Origin of the sequence: Pseudomonas sp. BW7P1 (assembly GCF_024981055.1) — a bacterium.
GTDB classification, from domain to species: Bacteria; Pseudomonadota; Gammaproteobacteria; order Pseudomonadales; family Pseudomonadaceae; genus Aquipseudomonas; species Aquipseudomonas bananamidigenes.
Genome location: NZ_CP103374.1, coordinates 54,189 through 74,599, shown reverse-complemented (window position 1 = coordinate 74,599; position 20,411 = coordinate 54,189). Strand labels below are relative to the sequence as shown.

The 20,411-nt window shown below is 62.5% G+C and carries 16 protein-coding genes; all 16 read left to right on the top strand.

Translation table 11 applies throughout. From position 1 onward, the window contains the following. Positions 1 to 210: 210 nt before the first annotated feature. The 16 genes from NWV16_RS00370 to NWV16_RS00295 all read left to right on the top strand — a co-directional run bounded on the left by NWV16_RS00370 (position 211) and on the right by NWV16_RS00295 (position 20,383). A complete protein-coding gene (locus NWV16_RS00370; protein ID WP_260521543.1) occupies positions 211 to 594 on the top strand; it encodes a hypothetical protein in 384 nt (127 codons plus the stop codon). Continuing rightward, a complete protein-coding gene (locus tag NWV16_RS00365) occupies positions 561 to 998 on the top strand; it encodes a hypothetical protein (protein WP_260521542.1) in 438 nt (145 codons plus the stop codon). Before NWV16_RS00370 ends, NWV16_RS00365 begins: the two co-directional genes overlap by 34 nt. Before the next feature lie 423 nt (positions 999 to 1,421). Beyond that, complete coding sequence (locus NWV16_RS00360) at positions 1,422 to 1,844, top strand: hypothetical protein (protein ID WP_260521541.1); 423 nt, start codon at positions 1,422 to 1,424, stop codon at positions 1,842 to 1,844. A 69-nt stretch (positions 1,845 to 1,913) separates the two neighbouring features. Next, the gene (gene tssF / locus NWV16_RS00355) at positions 1,914 to 3,701 is read left to right on the top strand and encodes a type VI secretion system baseplate subunit TssF (protein WP_065258212.1); all 1,788 of its coding nucleotides are present in this window, start codon (positions 1,914 to 1,916) and stop codon (positions 3,699 to 3,701) included. Then, complete coding sequence (gene tssG / locus NWV16_RS00350; RefSeq protein ID WP_065258211.1) at positions 3,665 to 4,672, top strand: type VI secretion system baseplate subunit TssG; 1,008 nt, start codon at positions 3,665 to 3,667, stop codon at positions 4,670 to 4,672. Before tssF ends, tssG begins: the two co-directional genes overlap by 37 nt. A gap of 11 nt (positions 4,673 to 4,683) precedes the next feature. After that, positions 4,684 to 7,341: a type VI secretion system ATPase TssH gene (gene tssH / locus NWV16_RS00345; RefSeq protein ID WP_260521540.1), complete on the top strand. Its 2,658-nt coding sequence runs from the start codon at positions 4,684 to 4,686 to the stop codon at positions 7,339 to 7,341. Between the two features lie 10 nt (positions 7,342 to 7,351). Then, positions 7,352 to 8,872 (top strand): sigma-54-dependent Fis family transcriptional regulator, encoded by a 1,521-nt coding sequence (locus NWV16_RS00340; protein ID WP_260521539.1) that lies wholly within the window; start codon positions 7,352 to 7,354, stop codon positions 8,870 to 8,872. 93 nt (positions 8,873 to 8,965) lie between these two features. Continuing rightward, positions 8,966 to 9,106, top strand: a complete 141-nt coding sequence (locus NWV16_RS00335) for a type VI secretion protein (RefSeq protein WP_065258208.1) — start codon at positions 8,966 to 8,968, stop codon at positions 9,104 to 9,106. An 18-nt stretch (positions 9,107 to 9,124) separates the two neighbouring features. Next, a complete protein-coding gene (gene tagH / locus NWV16_RS00330; protein ID WP_260521538.1) occupies positions 9,125 to 10,318 on the top strand; it encodes a type VI secretion system-associated FHA domain protein TagH in 1,194 nt (397 codons plus the stop codon). Between the two features lie 5 nt (positions 10,319 to 10,323). After that, positions 10,324 to 10,824 (top strand): type VI secretion system lipoprotein TssJ, encoded by a 501-nt coding sequence (tssJ, locus tag NWV16_RS00325; RefSeq protein ID WP_065258206.1) that lies wholly within the window; start codon positions 10,324 to 10,326, stop codon positions 10,822 to 10,824. Between the two features lie 2 nt (positions 10,825 to 10,826). Next, complete coding sequence (gene tssK, locus NWV16_RS00320; RefSeq protein WP_065258205.1) at positions 10,827 to 12,158, top strand: type VI secretion system baseplate subunit TssK; 1,332 nt, start codon at positions 10,827 to 10,829, stop codon at positions 12,156 to 12,158. 5 nt (positions 12,159 to 12,163) lie between these two features. Further along, positions 12,164 to 13,039, top strand: a complete 876-nt coding sequence (gene icmH / locus NWV16_RS00315; protein ID WP_065258204.1) for a type IVB secretion system protein IcmH/DotU — start codon at positions 12,164 to 12,166, stop codon at positions 13,037 to 13,039. A 13-nt stretch (positions 13,040 to 13,052) separates the two neighbouring features. Then, positions 13,053 to 16,592 (top strand): type VI secretion system membrane subunit TssM, encoded by a 3,540-nt coding sequence (tssM, locus tag NWV16_RS00310; RefSeq protein WP_260521537.1) that lies wholly within the window; start codon positions 13,053 to 13,055, stop codon positions 16,590 to 16,592. Then, positions 16,592 to 17,320 carry a PP2C family protein-serine/threonine phosphatase gene (locus tag NWV16_RS00305; RefSeq protein WP_065258202.1) on the top strand — a complete coding sequence of 243 codons (729 nt, stop codon included), beginning with the start codon at positions 16,592 to 16,594 and terminating at the stop codon, positions 17,318 to 17,320. Before tssM ends, NWV16_RS00305 begins: the two co-directional genes overlap by 1 nt. Continuing rightward, positions 17,317 to 18,318, top strand: coding sequence for a serine/threonine-protein kinase (locus tag NWV16_RS00300; protein WP_065258201.1), 1,002 nt, complete (start codon positions 17,317 to 17,319; stop codon positions 18,316 to 18,318). Before NWV16_RS00305 ends, NWV16_RS00300 begins: the two co-directional genes overlap by 4 nt. 28 nt (positions 18,319 to 18,346) lie before the next feature. Then, positions 18,347 to 20,383 (top strand): type VI secretion system tip protein VgrG, encoded by a 2,037-nt coding sequence (locus NWV16_RS00295; RefSeq protein WP_260521536.1) that lies wholly within the window; start codon positions 18,347 to 18,349, stop codon positions 20,381 to 20,383. Positions 20,384 to 20,411 lie beyond the last annotated feature (28 nt).

The window sequence follows — 20,411 nt, the reverse complement described above, 5'->3', positions numbered from 1 at the left end:
GACTCATCCCGAATTATTCGTGGACTCACAAAGAAACCTCCACATTGATGCAAAACCCCAAAGACAACCATCCAACGCCGAACGCCGGTGAGGTGGATGTCATGCATTACTTCAGTAGTTACACACAGTCCGCCGCTGATCTGCAAAAGCGTATGGCGGCGTCTGAACAGGATGTGAAGAGTCTGTTATGGCTGGCGAGGGTCGAGTTCGATGACTAGGTCGGTCGGTCTCATCCTGCCGTTCGTTTCCCTTTACGGCTGCGCGGCTCAGCAGGTCTACAACAACCACGTATACATCGAAAACCGATGTGGTCAGCTCTTGGAGTTGAAGGTTTTCAACAGCTCCAACATGCATACGCTCGATCGCAACATGACTGCTATGGCGGGGTCCCGTGCTTTGGTTGCAAGTTTTGTTTCCTATGGCGAGGACGTTATTGAGCAGGTTCCGAATCACTATTTGCTGACAATCAATGATACCGCTGGCAGTAAGACCATTAACTCAAGTGAGTTGAAGCGGCACTTGATTGGCGCGCAGAAGATCAGTGAAGGGACTCAGCGCGAATGGACGATCAGGGAGGCATCGATTTGTCCATGAAACAGCCAAGGAAGAGTTTTATGTTGCGAGGGGTGAGCCTCTTCGCGTGCTTCGTTTCGCTAACGGCATGCGCTGCACAGCAGGTCTATCGCAATGACGTGTACCTGCAGAACACTTGTGGAGTACCTCTGGAGCTGACGTTGGCAAACGACTCCAACTACGACGATCAACCACGCAGCTTCACGTTGGCTCCGAATGAGCGCAGCTCCGTCGCCAACTATCAATCCTTCGGCGAAGACGTATTGGGTCAGATCAGTGACCAATACAGCCTGATGCTCAAAAGTCCGGCCGCGACTAAAACCATCGACGCGCAGACATTGCGAAAAGCCTTGGCGAGCATAGAAAAAATAGAAGAAAGGGGTGTTCGTTCATGGACGGTCGATAACGGGGCTTTCTGCCCATGAAGCGCCTTGGCGCTGATCACCCACCCGGTTTTCTTGAAAAAACGATAAACAGGTAACTCTCCGTGTCCTTTAACCACTACTACCAAAGCGAACTCACCGCACTGCGCCAGCTGGGCCGCCGTTTGGTGAAAATGGGGACTGTCCCCGATGTCACTTTGATGCCTGATTTAAAGGCGGCCTCGCTACCTGAGAAAGTTGGAGAGCGGTAATCATGGACGCAATGAGTTTGCAGGGGTATCTGGCCGGTGTTGCTGACAGTGATCTGTTTGGCTGCCTGGCCCTGTTGAGCTTGGTATTGCTCCTGACTGCCTCACATCGGGCTGCTCGAAATTCTCGTCTTCATCGCGCACTAACGCTCTCGGTTTTGGCGGCTGTTGTAGCTATCCATGGCCTTGGAACGTGGTACGGAAACCTGAGACCAGCATGAGCAATTACTCGCGTATCGCCATGTGCCTGTTTGTCCATGCCTTCGGATGCGTGGCCTACGTGTTTTTGAATGATGCAGTCGTACATGCCTACAAGCATCTGAACGGTGGGTTCACCACTCGTGGAGTCGCCATCGGTATGGCCAGCTACGCGATGTTTTACATATTTCTCGGGGTCAATCTGATTGCCGCGCTGATTCCAAGCCTCGTTGCCAAGCTGGTGATTCTGAGCCTTATGGTGGGCTTCATCCTGCTTTGGATGCTCCCCGACAACCCATTGAGAGCCCTGTTTTATGGCGTGGCTCAAGGTTGCGTCACCTTGCTGGCAATCCTCGCTTCTCAAGTCATCGAGTTGCGCTGGGTATCAAGAAACATCGCTGGACGCATCCAGCCGAACCAGCCTGAGAGTGCCATCCAATGACCAGGTCAGGTATCGAGCGTAATCCGCAGGACAGTTATTCCATGAGTTCCACTACCAGGCAGGTAACCCGTGTCCTTTAACCACTACTACCAAAGCGAACTCACCGCACTGCGCCAACTAGGCCGCCGTTTCGCCGAGCGTAGTCCGGCGCTGGCGCCGTTTCTGGGGCAGGCCGGGCGGGATCCGGATGTGGAGCGGTTGCTGGAGGGCTTTGCGTTTCTGACCGGGCGTCTGCGTCAGAAGCTCGATGACGAGTTGCCGGAGCTCAGCCATTCCCTGATGCAGTTGCTGTGGCCGAACTACATGCGCCCGCTGCCGGCGTTCAGCATTCTGCAGTTCGATCCGCTCAAGCGTTCGGGGCCGGCGCTGAAGGTCGAGCGTGATACGCCGATCGAAAGCGTGCCGATCGAAGACGTGCGTTGCCGTTTCCGCACCTGCTACCCGACCGAAGTCATGGCGCTGGATCTGGCTGCGCTCAACTACTCGGTGAAGGGCGACGGTTCGCTGCTCAGCCTGCGCCTGGAGATGAGCGCCGACGGCCACCTCGGCGAGCTGGAGCTGAGCAAGCTGCGCCTGCACTTTGCCGGCGAGCGCTACATCAGCCAGATGCTCTACCTGAGCCTGCTGCGCAACCTCGACGGCATCGAACTGATCCCCCTCGACGGCGCCGGCAAGCCAATCGACGGCGTGAGCGGCAAGCCGATGGCGTTCAAGATTCCGGGCGACCGCGTCAAACCCGTGGGCTTTGCCGAAGAAGAGGCGTTGATCCCTTATCCGCTGAACACCTTCCGGGGTTATCGCTACCTGCAGGAATACTTCGCCTTCCAGGACAAGTTCCTGTTCGTCGATGTTCACGGTCTGGACATCCTCAAGGCGCTGCCGGAAGACACCCTCAAGCAGATGCGCGGCCTGGAAATGCGCTTCGATATCCGCAAGAGCGGGATCATGCGCATGCGCCCGACCCTGGATAACGTGAAGCTGTTCTGCACGCCGATCGTCAATCTGTTCAAGCACGACGCACTGCCGATCCGCCTCGATGGCAAGCAGGACGAATACCTGCTGCTGCCGGCGGAATTCGACCTGGAAAACTGCGGTGTGTTTTCGGTGGAAGGCGTGACCGGCTGGAAGCCCGGCGGCCTCGGCTATCAGGAATACGTGCCGTTCGAATCCTTCGAGCACGACCCGAGTTTCGACGTGCCCAACAGTCGCCCGCATTACAGCATCCGCCAGCGCTCGTCGCTGCTGCATGACGGCCTCGACACTTACCTGAGCTTCGGCATCCGCCACACCGAAGCCCACGAAACCCTGTCCATCGAGTTGGTCTGCACCAACCAGAACCTGCCGCGCAAACTCAAGCTCGGGCAGATCTGCATGGCCTGCGAAGAGACCCCGGAGTTCCTGAGTTTCCGCAACATCACCCCGGCCACGTCCAGTTTTGCGCCGCCGCTGAACCGCGACTTCCTGTGGAAGCTGATCAGCAACATGTCGCTCAACTATCTGTCGCTGGCCGACGTCAACGCACTGAAGGTGATTCTGGAAACCTACGACCTGCCGCGCTACTACGACCAGCACGCGGAGAAGGTCAGCAAACGCCTGCTCGGCGGTCTGAAACTGATCAAGCATCACCACGTGGACCGGTTGCACCGCGGCCTGCCGGTGCGCGGGCTGCGCACCGAGCTGACCATCGACCCGGAAGGGTATATCGGTGAGGGCGACCTGTTCGTCTTCGCCTCGGTTCTCAACGAGTTTTTCGCGCTTTACGCCAGTCTCAATTCGTTCCACGAACTGCGGGTAAAAAGCACACAGGGAGAGGTGTACCAATGGACACCACGTATGGGCCTGCAGCCCCTGCTTTAAGCGGGCTGAGCCGGGTAATACGCGAGTACTCGCTGTTTCAGGCCGTGCTGCTGGTGATCGACCGGCTGCGCGAGGCGCACCCGTACCTGAGCGAAGAGGATCTGTACGACCAGCTGGAATTCCAGGCCAACCCGAGCCTGGGGTTCCCCGGCAGCGACGTCGACCGCGTGGAGTTTTTCGAGGAACACGGGCAGATGCGCGCGCGTCTGCGTTTCAACCTGATCGGTCTGGTCGGTTCCGGTTCGCCATTGCCGGCGTTCTACGGCGAGCAAGCCCTGGGCGACAGCGAGGACGGCAACCCGACGCGCAACTTCCTCGACCTGTTCCACCATCGCCTGCAACGGCTGTTGCTGCCGATCTGGCGCAAATATCGCTACCGCGCCAGCTTCCAGAGCGGCGCGGTGGATCCGTTCTCTTCGCATCTGTTCGCGCTGATCGGCCTCGGCGGCGACGAGATCCGCAAGGCCAAGGAACTGAACTGGAAGCGCCTGCTGCCGTACCTCGGCCTGCTCAGTCTGCGGGCGCACTCGGCGGCGCTGATCGAAGCGGTGCTGCGTTACTACTTCAAGCACGAAGACCTGGTCATCGAGCAGTGCATCGAGCGCCGCGTGGAAATCCTCGAAGAGCAGCGCAACCGCCTCGGGTTCGCCAACAGCGTGCTGGGCGAAGACCTGGTGCTGGGCGAGCACGTGCGCGACCGCAGCGGCAAATTCCGCATTCACATCACCGAACTCGACTGGGAGCGATTCCACGAATTCCTGCCCATCGGTTTCGGTTACCAGCCGCTCTGCGCGCTGGTGCGGTTCACCCTGCGTGACCCGCTCGATTACGACATTCGCCTGGTGCTGCGTCCGGAGGAAATCCGCGAACTGCGCATTGGCGAGAAGAACGACTGTCGCCTGGGCTGGACCAGTTGGCTGGGCTGCGAAAAAGCAGACGGCGTGGTGACCCTGGGCAGCAAAATTCATTAAGGACGTGAGCCATGATCAACGTAGACCTGCAACAACTCATCCAGGCGCTGGACGCCGAAACCCGCCGCGATCTTGAGCGTTCGGCCGAGCGTTGCGTCGCCCGTGGCGGGAGCAAGATTCTGGTCGAGGACTTGCTGCTGGGCCTGTTGGAGCGTCCGAACGGTCTGCTCTCCCGTGCGTTGCAGGATGCCGACGTTGATGCCGGCGAGCTGAGCGCCGCGCTGCAGACGCGAGTCGAACACAGCGCTTCGCGCAACCCGGTGTTCGCTCCGGAACTGGTGCAGTGGCTGCAGGATGCGTTGCTGGTGGCCAACCTTGAACTGGGCCAGACCTCGGTCGAAGACGCGGCCCTGATCCTCGCGCTGCTGCGCAACCCGATGCGCTATGCCGGCAGCCGCTATCAGCCGTTGCTCGCCAGACTGAACATCGAGCGCCTGAAAGAGTTTGCCCTGTCGCAACAGCCCCAGACGGCGGCGAGCGGCAAACCGGTGGCCCCGGGTGAATCGCTGCTGGAGCGCTTCACCCACAACCTGACCCAACAGGCCCGCGACGGCAAGCTCGACCCGGTGCTGTGCCGCGATGGCGCGATCCGCCAGATGGTCGACATCCTCGCCCGTCGTCGCAAGAACAACCCGATCGTGGTCGGTGAGGCTGGCGTGGGCAAGACCGCCATCGTTGAAGGCCTGGCCTCGCGCATCGCTGCCGGTGAAGTGCCGCAAGTGCTCAAGGGCGTCGAGCTGCTGGCACTGGACATGGGCCTGTTGCAGGCCGGCGCCAGCGTCAAGGGTGAATTCGAACGGCGTCTGAAAGGCGTGATCGACGAGGTCAAGGCCTCGCCGAAACCGATCATCCTGTTCATCGACGAAGCCCACACCCTGATCGGCGCGGGCGGCAATGCCGGCGGTTCCGATGCGGCCAACCTGCTGAAACCGGCACTGGCTCGCGGCGAGTTGCGCACCATCGCCGCCACCACCTGGGCCGAGTACAAGAAATACTTCGAGAAAGACCCGGCACTGGCCCGTCGCTTCCAGCCGGTTCAACTGCACGAACCGACCGTGAGCGAAGCCGTGACCATCCTGCGTGGTCTGGCGCAGGTCTATGAAAAGAGCCACGGCATCTACCTGCGCGATGACGCGGTGGTGTCGGCGGCGGAACTGTCCGCCCGTTACCTGGCCGGTCGGCAACTGCCGGACAAGGCCGTCGATGTGCTCGACACCGCGTGCGCCCGCGTGCGCATCAGCCTCGCCGCCGCCCCGGAAAGCCTGGAGCGCCTGCGAGGTGAACTGGCCGAAGGTGGTCGTCAGCGTCAGGCCCTGCGCCGCGATGCCGAAGCCGGTCTGCCGATCGACCTCGAGGCGCTGGAGGCACTGGAAGCGCGGCTGGACGAAGCCGAGGCTGAAAAGGTCGCGCTGGAAACCCTGTGGACCGAGCAGAAGCAACTGGCCGAGCGTCTGCTGGAGCTGCGTCAGCAACTGGCCAAGGCCCGCGAAGCGGCGGCGGTCGAGCCGGTAGTGACTGTTGAAGAAGACGCCGAAGGCACGGTGATCGAAACCGTCGCTGCCGAGGTTGAAGCAGGCCAAAGCGTCGAGGAGCTGGAAGCGCAACTCAACGAAACCCACAGCGCTTTGACCGCCGCCCAGGTCAAGGAGCGACTGGTCAGCTTCGAAGTCTGCCCGCGTCTGGTGGCCGAAGTGATCAGCGCCTGGACCGGCGTGCCGCTGGCACAGCTGGCCCGTGAACACAACGCCAAGGTCGCGAGCTTCGCCACCGACCTGCGTGCCCGCATCCGGGGTCAGGAACAAGCCGTGCACGCGCTGGATCGTTCGATGCGCGCCACCGCCGCCGGTTTGAACAAACCTGATGCACCGGTCGGCGTGTTCCTGCTGGTGGGCCCGAGCGGCGTCGGCAAGACCGAAACCGCACTGGCCCTTGCCGATCTGCTGTACGGCGGTGACCGTTTCATCACCACCATCAACATGTCCGAGTTCCAGGAGAAACACACCGTTTCCCGGCTGATCGGTGCACCGCCAGGCTACGTCGGTTACGGCGAGGGCGGCATGCTCACCGAAGCGGTGCGCCAGAAGCCGTATTCGGTGGTGCTGCTCGATGAGGTCGAAAAGGCCGACCCGGACGTGCTCAACCTGTTTTATCAGATCTTCGACAAGGGCGTGGCCAACGACGGCGAAGGTCGCGAGATCGACTTCCGCAACACGCTGATCCTGATGACCTCGAACCTGGGCAGCGACAAGATCAGCGACCTTTGCGAAAACGGCGAGCGTCCGACCGCCGAAGTGCTGGAAGAAACCATTCGTCCGGTGCTCAGCAAACACTTCAAGCCGGCGCTGCTGGCGCGGATGAAAGTGGTGCCGTACTACCCGGTCGGCGGCCCGGTATTGCGCGAGCTGATCGAGATCAAGCTCGGTCGTCTGGGCGAGCGTCTGAACCGCCGTCAGCTGGATTTCACCTGGTGCCAGAACCTCGTCGATCATCTGTCCGAGCGTTGCACCCAAAGCGAAAGCGGTGCGCGTCTGATCGACCACCTGCTCGATCAGCACGTGCTGCCGCTGGTGGCTGACCGCTTGCTCGACGCCATGGCCACCGGTGAAAGCCTCAAGCGCGTGCATGCGACGCTCGATGGCGAAGCCAGCGTGACCTGCGAGTTCGCCTGAGGTGAGCGTGATGTTCACTCAAGTGCCACAGCCATTGGTCTATGCCGAAGCCTTGCTGGCGCAGTTCGCCAGCCTGTCGCGGGCGGCGGACGGTGCTGCGCTGCTGGGTGATTTCGTGCGCGGCGTGGCCGGGTTGAGCGGTTGCGAGCTGACGCAGCTGTACCTGCTCGACGCTACCCACACCTGCCTGGGGATGAACGCCGAGTGCCTCGACGGCGTGTTGCAGCCCCGTGGCGCGGCGAGCCTGCCGGCGGATTACAACGGCGAGCAGTTGCTGCAATTCGCCCTGTGTCAGAACCGCGTGGTGTGCCTCGACGATCTGGGCGGCAGCCTGCACGAAACCAGCTTCCTGCCGGCCTCGGCCATGCCGTGGCAGTCGCTGTTGTGCGTGCCGCTGGTCAATCAGCAGAAGGCCGTCGAGGGTCTGTTGCTGTGCGCCAGCCGTCGTCACAGTAACCTGCAAGGTTTCGCCGACTCCCTCGGTCAGCTCGGCTCGTTCGTGCTCGGCCAGTTGCATTTGCTGCAGCGCCTGCGCCAACCGGCGGACGCCGTGGCGCCGGTGGTCCGCAGCGAGCCGAGCATCAGCGGCTACGGCCTCATCGGTAAAAGCGCGGCGATGCGCCAGACCTACTCGCTGATCAGCAAGGTCCTGCACAGTCCTTACACCGTACTGCTACGTGGCGAGACCGGCACCGGCAAGGAAGTGGTGGCCCGGGCGATCCATGATTGCGGGCCGCGCCGGTCCCAGGCATTCATCGTGCAGAACTGCGCGGCGTTCCCGGAAAACCTGCTGGAAAGCGAGCTGTTCGGCTATCGCAAGGGGGCGTTCACCGGTGCCGACCGCGACCGCGCCGGGCTGTTCGATGCGGCCAACGGCGGCACGCTGCTGCTCGACGAAATCGGTGACATGCCGTTGTCGTTGCAATCGAAGCTGCTGCGCGTCTTGCAGGAAGGCGAGATCCGTCCGCTGGGCTCCAACGACACCCACAAGATCGACGTGCGCATCATTGCCGCCACCCACCGCGATCTGGCGGTGCTGGTCAGCGAAGGCAAATTCCGCGAAGACCTGTATTACCGCCTCGCGCAATTCCCGATTACCTTGCCGGCCCTGCGCCAGCGTGAAGGCGACATCCTCGATCTGGCGAAACATTTCGCCGAAAAGGCCTGCGCGTATTTGCAACGGGATCCGGTGCGCTGGTCGGACTCGGCGCTGGAGCACCTGTCCGGTTACACCTTCCCCGGCAACGTTCGTGAACTCAAGGCGCTGGTCGAGCGTGCGGTGTTGCTGTGCGAAGGCGGCGAGCTGCTGGCCGAGCATTTTTCCCTGCGCATGGAGCCGGCGCCGGAGGACGACAGCAGCCTGAACCTGCGTGAACGTCTGGAGCGGGTCGAGCGCACATTGCTGCTCGATTGCCTGCGCAAGAACGACGGCAACCAGACCCTGGCGGCCCGTGAACTGGGTCTGCCCCGGCGCACGCTGCTGTACCGGCTGGGCCGCTTGAACATCAATCTGGGTGATTTCGATGGGTAGGCAAAAGTCCGTCGGCTTCACCTCGTCCGCTTGTTTCAGCGCCGCCCGGAAGGGTCGGCGCTTTGTGCTTTGTCTACACCTGGAGACTCTCTGATGTCTGTTCGTCACTGGCACGCTGTCCTGCTGACCGTCGTCGTTCTGTGCGGCCTCGGCGGTTGCAGCGGCAATTACAAATTCAACGATAACGATTACCGCCCATTGGGTGATCCGCAGGCGGCCAATCGCGGCAAGTGACCGCAAGGAGCATCAAACATGGAATTGGTTTTCGAAATGCTGAACACCAAGCAGTTCGTGCCCACCGAACTGTGCCAGCGGACCTTCAAGCAGGCCGGCGGCGTGATCGGGCGGGGCGAGGACTGCGACTGGATCATCCCTGACCGCAAGCGTCACCTGTCCAACCACCACGCGATCGTCAGCTATCGCGAGGGCACGTTCTACCTGACCGACACCAGCAGCAACGGCGTCCAGGATGGCGACAGCGGCGCGCGCCTGCACAAGGGCGAACCGGTACGCATCGAGCACGGCAGCACTTACGTGCTGGGCGACTTCGAGATTCGTGCGCGACTGGTGCGCGATCCGGCGACCTTCGACGGTGAAGTGGGCCTGCCCCGCGCCGCCGGCAGCATCATCCCGGACGATGCCTTCCTCGATCTCGATCCGCTGAAATCGCTGGAGCAGCAGGAGCGCGTGTACTCGGAATTCGAGGAGATGCTCGCACCGGTCACCGACCCGCAAGACTCCCGTCAGCGCGCCGACTATGCACGCATCGACATGGAAAGCCTGATGGTGCCGGAGCTGATCGTCGAGCCCAAGCCTGAGCCGGCTCCGGCACCGAAAGCCGTCGAGCGTCAGAGCGAAACCTTCTGGGACAAGTTCGGCGCGGCACTCGGCGTGAACGTGAAGAACCTCAGCCACGACGAACGTGAAGCGCTGGCGCTGAACGCGGCACGTCTGCTGCGCCAGAGCATCGGCGGTCTGCAACAGAGCCTGCGCACCCGTTCGGAATTGAAGAACGAACTGCGTCTGGCCCAGACCACCGTGCAGGGCACCAACAAGAATCCGCTGAAATTCGCCGTCGACCCGAGCGAGGCGCTGGACATCCTGTTGCAGCCGCACAAGCCGGGGCACTTGCCGGCCGAGCAGGCGATCTCCCGGGCATTCCGCGACTTGCAGGCGCATCAGGTGGCGCTGCTGACCGCCAGCCGGGCGGCGGTGCGCGGCACGCTGGAGCACTTCTCGCCGGAGCAGCTGACCCTGCGTTTCGAGCGCGACAACAAGCCGTTGCTCGCCACCGCCGGCGGTCGCTGGAGAGCGTTCAACCGTTACCACCAGGCGCTGCGTCAGGACGATGACTGGAGCGAGCGTCTGCTGGCCCGCGACTTCGCCCAGGCCTACGAAGAACAGATCCGCCTGATCTCCACCCTCCACACCGACCACCAAGGATGATGCGCATGTCTCGCCGCTCGACCGCTTTTTTCAAGACGCTGACCGCGCTCACCCTGATGGTGCTGCTCGCCGGTTGCTCGTCGCTGTCGCCGTATTCGAAAGTGACCAAGATCAACCTGAAACTGACCGGCAGCGATCAGCTGAATCCGGACCTCAACGGTCGTCCGTCGCCGATCGTGGTGCGGCTGTTCGAGCTCAAGCACCCGGTGACCTTCGAAAACGCCGATTTCTTCAGCCTCTACGAGCGCGCCAAGGAATCCCTCAACCCGGATCTGGTGGCCAGCGAAGAACTCGAACTGCGCCCGGGTGAAACCGTGGAACTGAAACTCAGCGTGGAGGAGGGCAGCCGTTACATCGGCATCCTCGCCGCTTACCGCGACCTGCCGGAAACCAAATGGCGTCACACCTTCCCGGTCACCCCGCTGGAAGTCACCGAGGCCGACCTGACCCTGGATCAGGCCGGTATCCGCAAAACCAATGAAGTGCTCGCCAAGGCGGATGACTGATCATGAATACCCATAAAGTCATCTGGCAGGAAGGCATGTTGCTGCGTCCGCAGCACTTCCAGCACAACGACCGCTACTACGACCATCAGATGAAGACCCGCACCCAGTTGCTCGGCGGCTACACCTGGGGTTTTCTCAACCTGCAAATCGACTTGCAGTTCCTCAACATGGGCAAACTGGTGATCAGTGAAGCCTCGGGGATCCTGCCGGACGGCAGCCTGTTCGAACTCGGCGGCAACACCGAACCGCTGGCCCTGGACATTCCGCCGAACACCGGCAACATGCCGGTTTACCTGGCGCTGCCGCTGGTCACCGGTAACCACATCGAGGCCCGTCGCCCGGAGCAGTCGGACGTGCTCGCACGCTACACCGCGTATGACGCCGAAGTGGCCGACTCCAATGCCGGCGACGATTCCGCCAGTCAGGTCAGCTGCGGTCGGCCGGACTTCAAGCTGTTGCTCGGCGAGCAGCAGAGCGATCAGGCCTACGTGAAGCTGAAGATCTGCGACGTACTCGACACCACGCCGGACGGCGTGATCAGCCTCGACCCGGACTTCGTGCCGACCTACATTCAGGCCCACGCCTCCAGCTACCTGCTGTCGTGCCTGAAGGAAGTGATCAGCATGCTCGGTCACCGGGGCGACACCATTGCCGAGCGCATTCGTTCCAACGGCAAGGTCGGCGGCGCGGAAATCGGCGACTTCATGATGCTGCAACTGATCAACCGCACCGAACTGCTGCTGCGCCACTACCTGGGCCTGGAGCAGGTTCACCCGGAAGAGTTGTACCGCACGCTGCTGACCATGCTCGGCGATCTGGCGACTTTCTCCAGCGACAGCAAACGCCCGCGTCTGGACAGCCGCTACTCCCACGCCGACCAGGGTGCGAGTTTCCGCAAACTGATGGAGTCGATCCGTCAGGTGCTGTCGATGGTGCTGGAACAGCACGCCATCGAACTGATCCTGCAGGCGCGTCAGTATGGGATCATCGTGTCGCCGTTGCACGACCACAAACTGCTGGGCTCGGCGTCGTTCGTGCTGGCAGCCAGTGCCAACTGCGACTCCGAAGAATTGCGCAATCGCTTGCCTGCGCACCTCAAGGTCGGCCCGGTGGAACGCATCCGCCAACTGGTCAACCTGCACCTGCCGGGGATCAAGGTCAAACCGTTGCCGGTGGCCCCGCGGCAGATCGCGTTCCACTCCAACAAAACCTATTTCATCCTCGAACTCAGTTCCGAAGACTTGGCGCAACTCGAGCGCTCCGGCGGCTTCGCGTTCCACGTGTCCGGCGAATTCGCCGAGCTTGAACTGAAATTCTGGGCCATCAGGAACTGACCGACATGATCAAGGACATGGAACACAACCAGGACGACAAAACCGTCCTGCTCGACCGTCAGGGCCATGGCCCGGCGTCGAGTCCGCTGACCGACTTCGCCGCGCCGCCGCGCTTCGAACAACTGGAAGAACGGATGATCTACGCCGCGCGCCTGCGCCCGGCGGAAGCCTTCAACATCAGCCTCAATTCGCTGGTGGCGGCGTCCTCCGAACTGCTGTCGGAAGTGGTGCGCCTCAAGCACAGCGAAACCCGCGAGGATCTCTACGCGCTCAACGAGCGCCTGACCGCCGGGCTCAAGCTGTTCGAAGTGCGCGCCCTGCACAACGGCGCCGAAAGCAGCCAAGTGATGGCCGCCCGTTACGTGCTCTGCACCGTGGTCGACGAAGCCGTCGTCACCACGCCGTGGGGCAACGAGAGCGAGTGGTCGCAGATGAGCCTGCTCAGCAGCTTCCACAACGAAACCTTCGGTGGCGAGAAGTTCTTCCAGCTGCTCGATCGGCTGTCGAAAAACCCGGTCAAGCACCTGCCGATGCTGGAGCTGATGTACCTGTGCCTGTCCCTCGGTTTCGAGGGCAAGTACCGCGTGCAGGCCCGCGGCATGCTGGAGCTCGAAGGCATCCGCGACGCCCTGTACCGGCAGATCCGCCAGTTGCGGGGCGATGTGCCGCGTGAACTGTCGCCGCAGTGGGAAGGCCTCAACGATCAGCGCCGCAACCTGGTGCGCATCGTGCCGGCGTGGATGGTGGTGCTGTTCACCTTCGTCTGCCTGGTGATGATGTATTCGGGCTTCGCCTGGGTCCTGGGCGAGCAGCGCGACACCGTTCTGCAACCTTATCAGCCGCTTGATCCGGCCGCGGCCCAGCCGCAGTCGCAGCCGTAAACAGGGACGTGTGATGAAAAAGTTCTTCAAGAAAGTCGGCGCCTTCCTGCGCCAGACCTGGGTCTGGACCTTGCTGCTGGTGCTGTTCGTGGCGCTGCTGGTGTGGTTCGTCGGTCCGTTGCTGGCCGTGGATGACTACAAGTTCTGGGAGAGTCCGACCTCCCGCCTGCTGACCATCGCCGTGCTGTTCCTGATCTGGGGCCTGACCATGGTCTTCGTCAGCTGGCGCGCCGGCATCCGCAAGAAAGCCATCGAGGAAACCGAAGACGGCCAGGACCGCATCCGTCGCGATGACCTGATCGAGGAAGAGCAGAAGGAATTGAAGGAGCGTTTCAAGGACGCCCTGAAAACCCTGAAGACCTCGAGTCTGTATCGCGGTCGCAGCGAACGCTGGCGCAGTGACTTGCCGTGGTACTTGCTGATCGGCCCGCAGGCCAGCGGCAAGACCAGCCTGCTGGATTTTTCCGGGCTGGAATTCCCGATCAACAAGATCGACCGCAAGCTGACCCGCGACACCCACGGCACCCGTCACTGCGACTGGTACTTCGCCGACCACGGTGTGCTGATCGACACCGCCGGCCGCTACCTGACCCAACCGGATCCGGAAGTCGACGGCAGCGCCTGGACCACATTGCTGGAGCTGCTGCGCAAACGTCGTCGCGGCCGTCCGCTGAACGGCGTGCTGGTGACCATTCCGGTGGAAACCCTCACCGGCGGCAGCGAGCAGGACATCGAAACCCTGGCCCGTCAGGTGCGTGCGCGTCTGCAGGATGTGTATCAGAAGCTGCACGTCGACGTGCCGGTGTATCTGGTGCTGAGCAAGGCTGACAAGCTGCTGGGCTTCGACGAGTTCTTCGATCAACTGACCCGCGAAGAAAGCGATCAGGTGCTGGGTACCAGTTTCCGCAAGGATCAGGTCGGCACTGACGTGGCCGTGTTGCGCAACGAATTCGAAGAGCTGCTGCGCCGCCTCAACAGCCAGGTGATCATGCGCATGCACTCCGAGCGCGACACCCAGCGCCGTGGCCGCATCCTCGATTTCCCGCACCAGATGGGCCAGATCGGCGAGCGCCTGTGCCTGTTCGTCGACATGGCGTTCACCGGCAACCGCTACCAGCGTGCGACGCAACTGCGTGGCTTCTACCTGACCAGTGCTCCGCACCTCACTCAGGAAATGGATGCGACCACCGCCGGTATCGGTGCAAGCCTGGGCATGAACGCCGGCGTGCTGCCGACGTTGCGCAGCGGTCGTTCGCGTTTCATCCACCATTTGCTCAGCCGGGTGATTTTCCCCGAGGCCGATCTGGCCGGTCTGGACAAGCGCGAGCGCAGCCGCATCCACTGGGGCCAGCGTGCGCTGTACGTCGGTGCGCTGGGCGCGCTGGCGCTGTTCGGCATGCTTTGGGCCGGCGGGTTCTCGGCCAACTACGAGCGCCTGGAAAACCTGCGCAATCTGGCGCAGAACTGGACTCAGCTCCGTACGGCGCTGTCGCCCCGCGACGATGCCATGGGCACGCTGAAAACCCTCGACACCAGCTACGCCGCGACCCAGGTATTCCCGAAAAAGGGCGATGCCGCGTACCACGAGCGCGTCGGTCTGTATCAGGGCCAGGACGTCAATCCGGTGGTTCAGGAAGCCTACGAGCGCGAGCTTGAGAAGCAACTGTTGCCACGGGTCGCCACGATGCTCGAGGGTCAGATCCGCGCCAACATGAAGGACCGCGAAAAGCTGATCAACAGCCTGCGCGCGTACCTGATGTTGAACATGAAGGATCGTCGCGACGCGGCATGGCTCAAGGATTGGATCGCCACCGACTGGTCCCAGCGCTACACCGGCAACACCGCAGTGCAGAACGGTTTGAACGCGCACCTCGAGCGTCTGTTGAAGCTGCCGTTCATCTATCCGCTCAACGAGCAACTGGTGACCCAGGCGCGTCAGGTGTTGCGCAGCGAGTCCCTGGCCACCGTGGTCTACCGCATGCTCCGCGAGCAGGCGCGCAACCTGCCGGACTACCGTTTCAGCCAGCACCTCGGCCCGCAAGGTTCGTTGTTCATTGGTACCGAGTACGTGATTCCGGGCTTCTACACCCAGTCCGGCTATCAGCAGTACTTCTCGGTGCAGGGCTCTGCGCTGGTCACCGACATCCTGCGTGACAACTGGGTGCTGGGCGAGGGCGCGGGCATCAGCGACATGGACCTGCGTCGCCTGATGGTCGAGTTGGAGCAACTGTACTTTCGCGACTACGCCAACTACTGGAGCGAGGCCGTCGGCCAGGTGGCACTGCCGCCGATCAGCGATGCCGGTGAAGGCGCCGAGCAACTGGCAGGCCTGACCTCGGCCAACTCGCCGGTGCTGGCGCTGCTGACCGAAGTGCGTGAGAACACCCGCTTCCCGGCCGCCCCGGAACCGGTGGACGAAGCCGGCGAAGCCGCCGATGCGCTGGCGGGGCAGAAGGGCAAACTGGGCAAGGTCGGCAAGATCGCTTCCGCGTTGACGGACAAGGCTGCGGCCATGAACGTGGCGAAGAACCTGCCGGACACCGCCAAGAAGGCCCTGCAACGTCGCTTCGAGCCGCTGCATAAATTGCTCGACGACAACAACGGCCCGGCTGCCGACCTGACGCCGGCCTTCACCGCGCTCAATGACCTGCAACTGCAACTGGCGGGCCTCGCCCGTTCCAGCACGCCGGAGCAGGCCGCGTTCGAACTGGCCAAGACCCGTATGAGCGGCCAGCGCGATGCGCTGACCAACCTGCGCAATGCCTCCGGTCGTCTGCCGCGTCCGCTGAGCGTATGGTTCAACGTGCTGGCCGAAGACTCGTGGCGCCTGGTGCTCAATGATGCCTACCAATACCTGAACGGCCGTTATCAGAGCGAGCTGTACAGCGTGTATGGCAAGACCATCAGCCAGCGTTATCCGTTCAGCGCAACAAGCACCAGCGATGTGGCGATCAGCGATTTCCGCGAGTTCTTCCGGGCTCAGGGCACCCTCGACCGCTTCTTCGACAACTACATGCGTCCGTTCGTCAGCGGTGACCCGGGCAACTACCGGATGCGCAGCGTCGACGGGCGCAGCCTGCCGGTGTCCAAGGTCTTCCTCGATCAGATGGCCGCCGCACTGAACATTCGTCAGAGCTTCTTCTCGATCAATCCGGCCGAGCCGACCGTGCAGTTCAAGCTGGAGCCGTACACCCTCGATCCGGCGGTCAGCCGTTCCGAGTTCAAGTTCGGCGACAAGACCATGGAATACCGCCACGGTCCGATCCTGCCGATGAACTTCAAGTGGCCGACCGATGCTGAAGACGGTCGCACCAGCCTGGTCATGGACAAGATGGCCGGGCGCCCGATCGGCATCGAGAAGAACTCCGGCCCGTGGTCGCTGTTCCGTCTGTTCGACCTGATGCAGACCGAGTACCTGACCGGTCGCGACGTGCTGGTGCTCAAAGCCGATGTGGGCGGCCTGCGCGCCAACTACCTGCTGACCAGCCAGCGCACGCCGAACCCGTTCGACATGGGTGTGATGCGTACCTTCCGTATGCCGGTGCAGCTCTGATGCTGGTGGCCAGTCCCTGGCGCAGCGCGGCGCGAACCGACCCGGGCAAGGTGCGGTCGCGCAACGAAGATGCCTTCCTCGACACCCCGCAGCATGGGCTGTGGGTGGTCGCGGACGGCATGGGCGGTCATCACGCGGGCGACGTCGCCAGCCAGATGATCGTCGCCAGCCTGGCTGAACTGCCGCAGCACGAGGATTTCGACGAACGCCTCAAAGCCATCCGCCAGTGCCTGCACTGGCTGAACCGGCGCCTGGGGCAGGAGTTGACCGTCACCGCCGGGCGTCACGACAGCATCATGGGCAGCACCGTCGTGGCGCTGCTGATGGAAGGCAATCGTGCGGCCTGCATCTGGGCCGGCGACAGCCGTTGCTACCTGTGGCGCGGGCAGCGTCTGTATCAGCTGTCGAAGGATCATTCGCTGCAACAGCAACTGATCGACGAGCAACAGATGAGCGCCGAGCAGGCGGCGGCGCACCCGGCTGCCCAGGCTTTGACCCGGGCGGTCGGCGCGGCGGAACAGTTGACGCTGGATGTGCTGGAACTCGAGGTCTACCCGGGCGATGTGTTCCTGCTGTGCAGCGATGGTCTGTATCAAGGCCTGAGCAGCGATGCCCTCGGCAATGCGCTCAGCCTGGCGGCGCCGCAGGTGGCGCTGGAACGTCTGTTCGACGGCGCCCTGCGTGGCGCCGCCCGGGACAATCTGACAGCCGTGGTGATCCGCCAATGACTGAACTCGAATCCTCGGTGGACGACCTGCTGATGAGCGAAGAGCAGGCCAACAACCTGACCTACTTCGCCTTCGCCAGGGAAAACAAGGCAGAACCCTTGCTGGCGCCGACCAGGGCCAGCATCGGTGCGCTGCCGGACGTACTCGCCGGTCGCTATCACCTCGAGCGCCTGCTCGGGGCCGGCGGCATGGGCGTGGTTTACAGGGCCCGGGATCTGCTGCACGAACAGTTTGGCGATCCCGATCCTTACGTTGCGCTGAAAATCCTCAGCGAAGAATTTGCCGAGTCGCCGGACGCCAGTGCCTTGCTCTACAGCGAGTTCGCCCTGACCCGACGCCTGCGCCACGACAACGTGCTGCGCGCGCACACGTTCGAAGTGGACACCGATTGCCAGCGGGCCTTCATCACCATGGAACTCATGCGTGGCCTGACCCTGGACAAACTGCTCTGCGAGCGGCCGCTGGGCCTGCCGTGGAAGGAATTGCGCGACATCGCGCTGCCGCTGCTCGACGCGCTGGCCTGTGCCCACCGTCGTGGCGTGCTGCACGGTGACATGAAGCCGAGCAACGTGATGCTCAGCGAAGACGGCGTGCGCCTGTTCGACTTCGGTCTCGGGCAGGCCGAGGAGGGCATCCTGCCCGGCCTGCCGCACCTGAGCCGCGAGCGCTTCAACGCCTGGACCCCGGGCTACGCCGCCCCCGAACTGCTTGAGGGCCAACCGTTGTCGGCCAGCGCGGACGTGTACGGCGTGGCCTGCGTGATCTATGAACTGGCGGGGGGCAAACACCCGTTCCGCCGTTTGCCTTCGACCCAGGCCCGTGACGAACACCTGGATCGCGAACTGCAAGCCCCGGCACATCTGCCGACACACTGCTGGCCGGCGCTGCGCACCGCGCTGGCCTTTGACGCGGCAGAGCGCAACATTTCTGCCGACCAATTGCGTGACGCCTTGGGCGCCACTTCGTCCTGGTTGCAGCGTTTGCGGCTGAGGGCGTAACGGATGACATTCGAACAGGGAGCTCCTTATGTTCAACCCAGCTAACGAAACGCACTTCAGCCTGACCGTTGAAGACTACGTGGGCGACCTGCAAGTCCTGTCGTTCACCGGCACCGAAGGCATCAGCCAGCCGTTTCGCTTCGACCTGGAACTGGTCAGCGAAAACCCGGATCTGGACCTGGAAAAGCTCCTGCACAAGCAGGCGTTCCTCGCCCTCGACCCGCAAGGCTCGGGCATCCACGGCCAGATCTACCGTGTCGCCCAGGGCGATGCCGGCAAGCGCCTGACCCGCTACAAGGTTTCGCTGGTGCCGCAATTGCAATACCTGCATCACCGCACCAACCAGCGCATCTACCAGCAGATGTCGGCGCCGAAAATCATCGCGCTGATCCTCGACGAGCACGGCATCAAGGGCAACGCCTACAGCTTCCAGCTCAGCCAGCCGTGCCCGGATCGCGACTACTGCGTGCAGTACGACGAAACCGACCTGCACTTCGTCCAGCGCCTGTGCGAAGAAGAAGGCATTCACTACCACTTCCAGCACAGCAAGAAAGGCCACCTGCTGGTGTTCGGCGACGACCAGACCGTGTTCCCCAACCTCGGCCAGCCGACCGCTTATGTGCAGGGCAGCGGCATGGTCGCCGAAGAGCCGGTGATCAAAGGCTTCAAGCTGCGTCTGGAAACCCGCCCCAGCCGCACCACCCGCCGCGACTACGACTTTGAAAAGCCGCGCCTGCAAATGGAAGCGGCCTACAAACCGGATGGCGAGAGCACCGAGCCGGACCTGGAAGACTACGACTACCCCGGCCGCTTCATCGACCGCGCGCGGGGCAAGTTCCTCAGTCAGCGCGCCCTCGAACGCCACCGCGCCGACTACCGTCAGGCCGAAGGCCGCAGCGACCAGACCAGACTGGTCAGCGGCCACTTCATGGAAATGTCCGACCACCCGCGCAGCGAATGGAACGACCTGTGGCTGCTCACCGAAATCTTCCACGAAGGCAAACAGCCGCAAGTCCTTGAAGAGTCGGTGACCAGCGACACCACCGACAACAAGGACGATTTCCACCAGGGCTACCGCAACCGCTTCCTCGCCACCCCGTGGGACGTGTTCTACCGCCCGGCGCTGGAACACCCTAAACCCCGCGTCCTCGGCAGCCAGACCGCCCACGTCACCGGCCCCAAAGGCGAAGAAATCCACTGCGACCAGTACGGCCGCATCAAGGTGCAATTCCACTGGGACCGCGAAGGCCTGGCCGACGACAAGACCAGCTGCTGGCTGCGCGTCTCCAGCTCCTGGGCCGGCGACCGCTACGGCGCCATCTCCATCCCGCGCATCGGCATGGAAGTCCTCGTCACCTTCCTCGAAGGCGACCCCGACCAGCCACTGGTCACCGGCTGCCTGTACCACAAGGAAAACCCGGTGCCCTACGCCTTGCCGGCGAACAAGACCCGCACCGTCTTCAAAACCCTCAGCTCCCCGGGCGGCGGTGGCTACAACGAACTGCGCATCGAAGACAAAAAAGGCGCCGAACAAATCTTCATCCACGCCCAGCGCGACTGGGACGAAAACATCGAGCACGACCAGAAGATCCGCGTCGGCAACGAACGCCACGACACCGTGGAGAAGAACACCTACACCGAACTCAAGGCCGAAGAACACCGCACCACCATCAGCGACCGCAAGATCGAAGCACGGATGGACGACCACCTGACCATTGGCGAGAGCCAGCATGTGAAGCTCGGTACTGCGCAACTGACGAGTGCCGGGAAAGAGATTCACATCAAGGCTGGGGACAAGATTGTTATTGAGGCTGGGACTGAGCTGACGATTCTCGGCGGCGGCAGTTTCATCAAGCTCGATGGCGGTGGTGTGACGGTAGTTGGGCCGGTGGTGAAGATTAATGCTGGCGGTTCGGCTGGGTCGGGGACCGGGATCGGGATTAAACCACCGGTGCTGCCGGGGGCGGCGGATAAGGATAAGGCGGGGAGTTTGATGGATCAGGCGTTGGTGAATGCGCCGCCTGAGAAGGTTAAGCCGAAGGCTTTTTTTGTGTTTTCTGAGTGAACACTCATTTGTCTGAAGGGTTTGATGC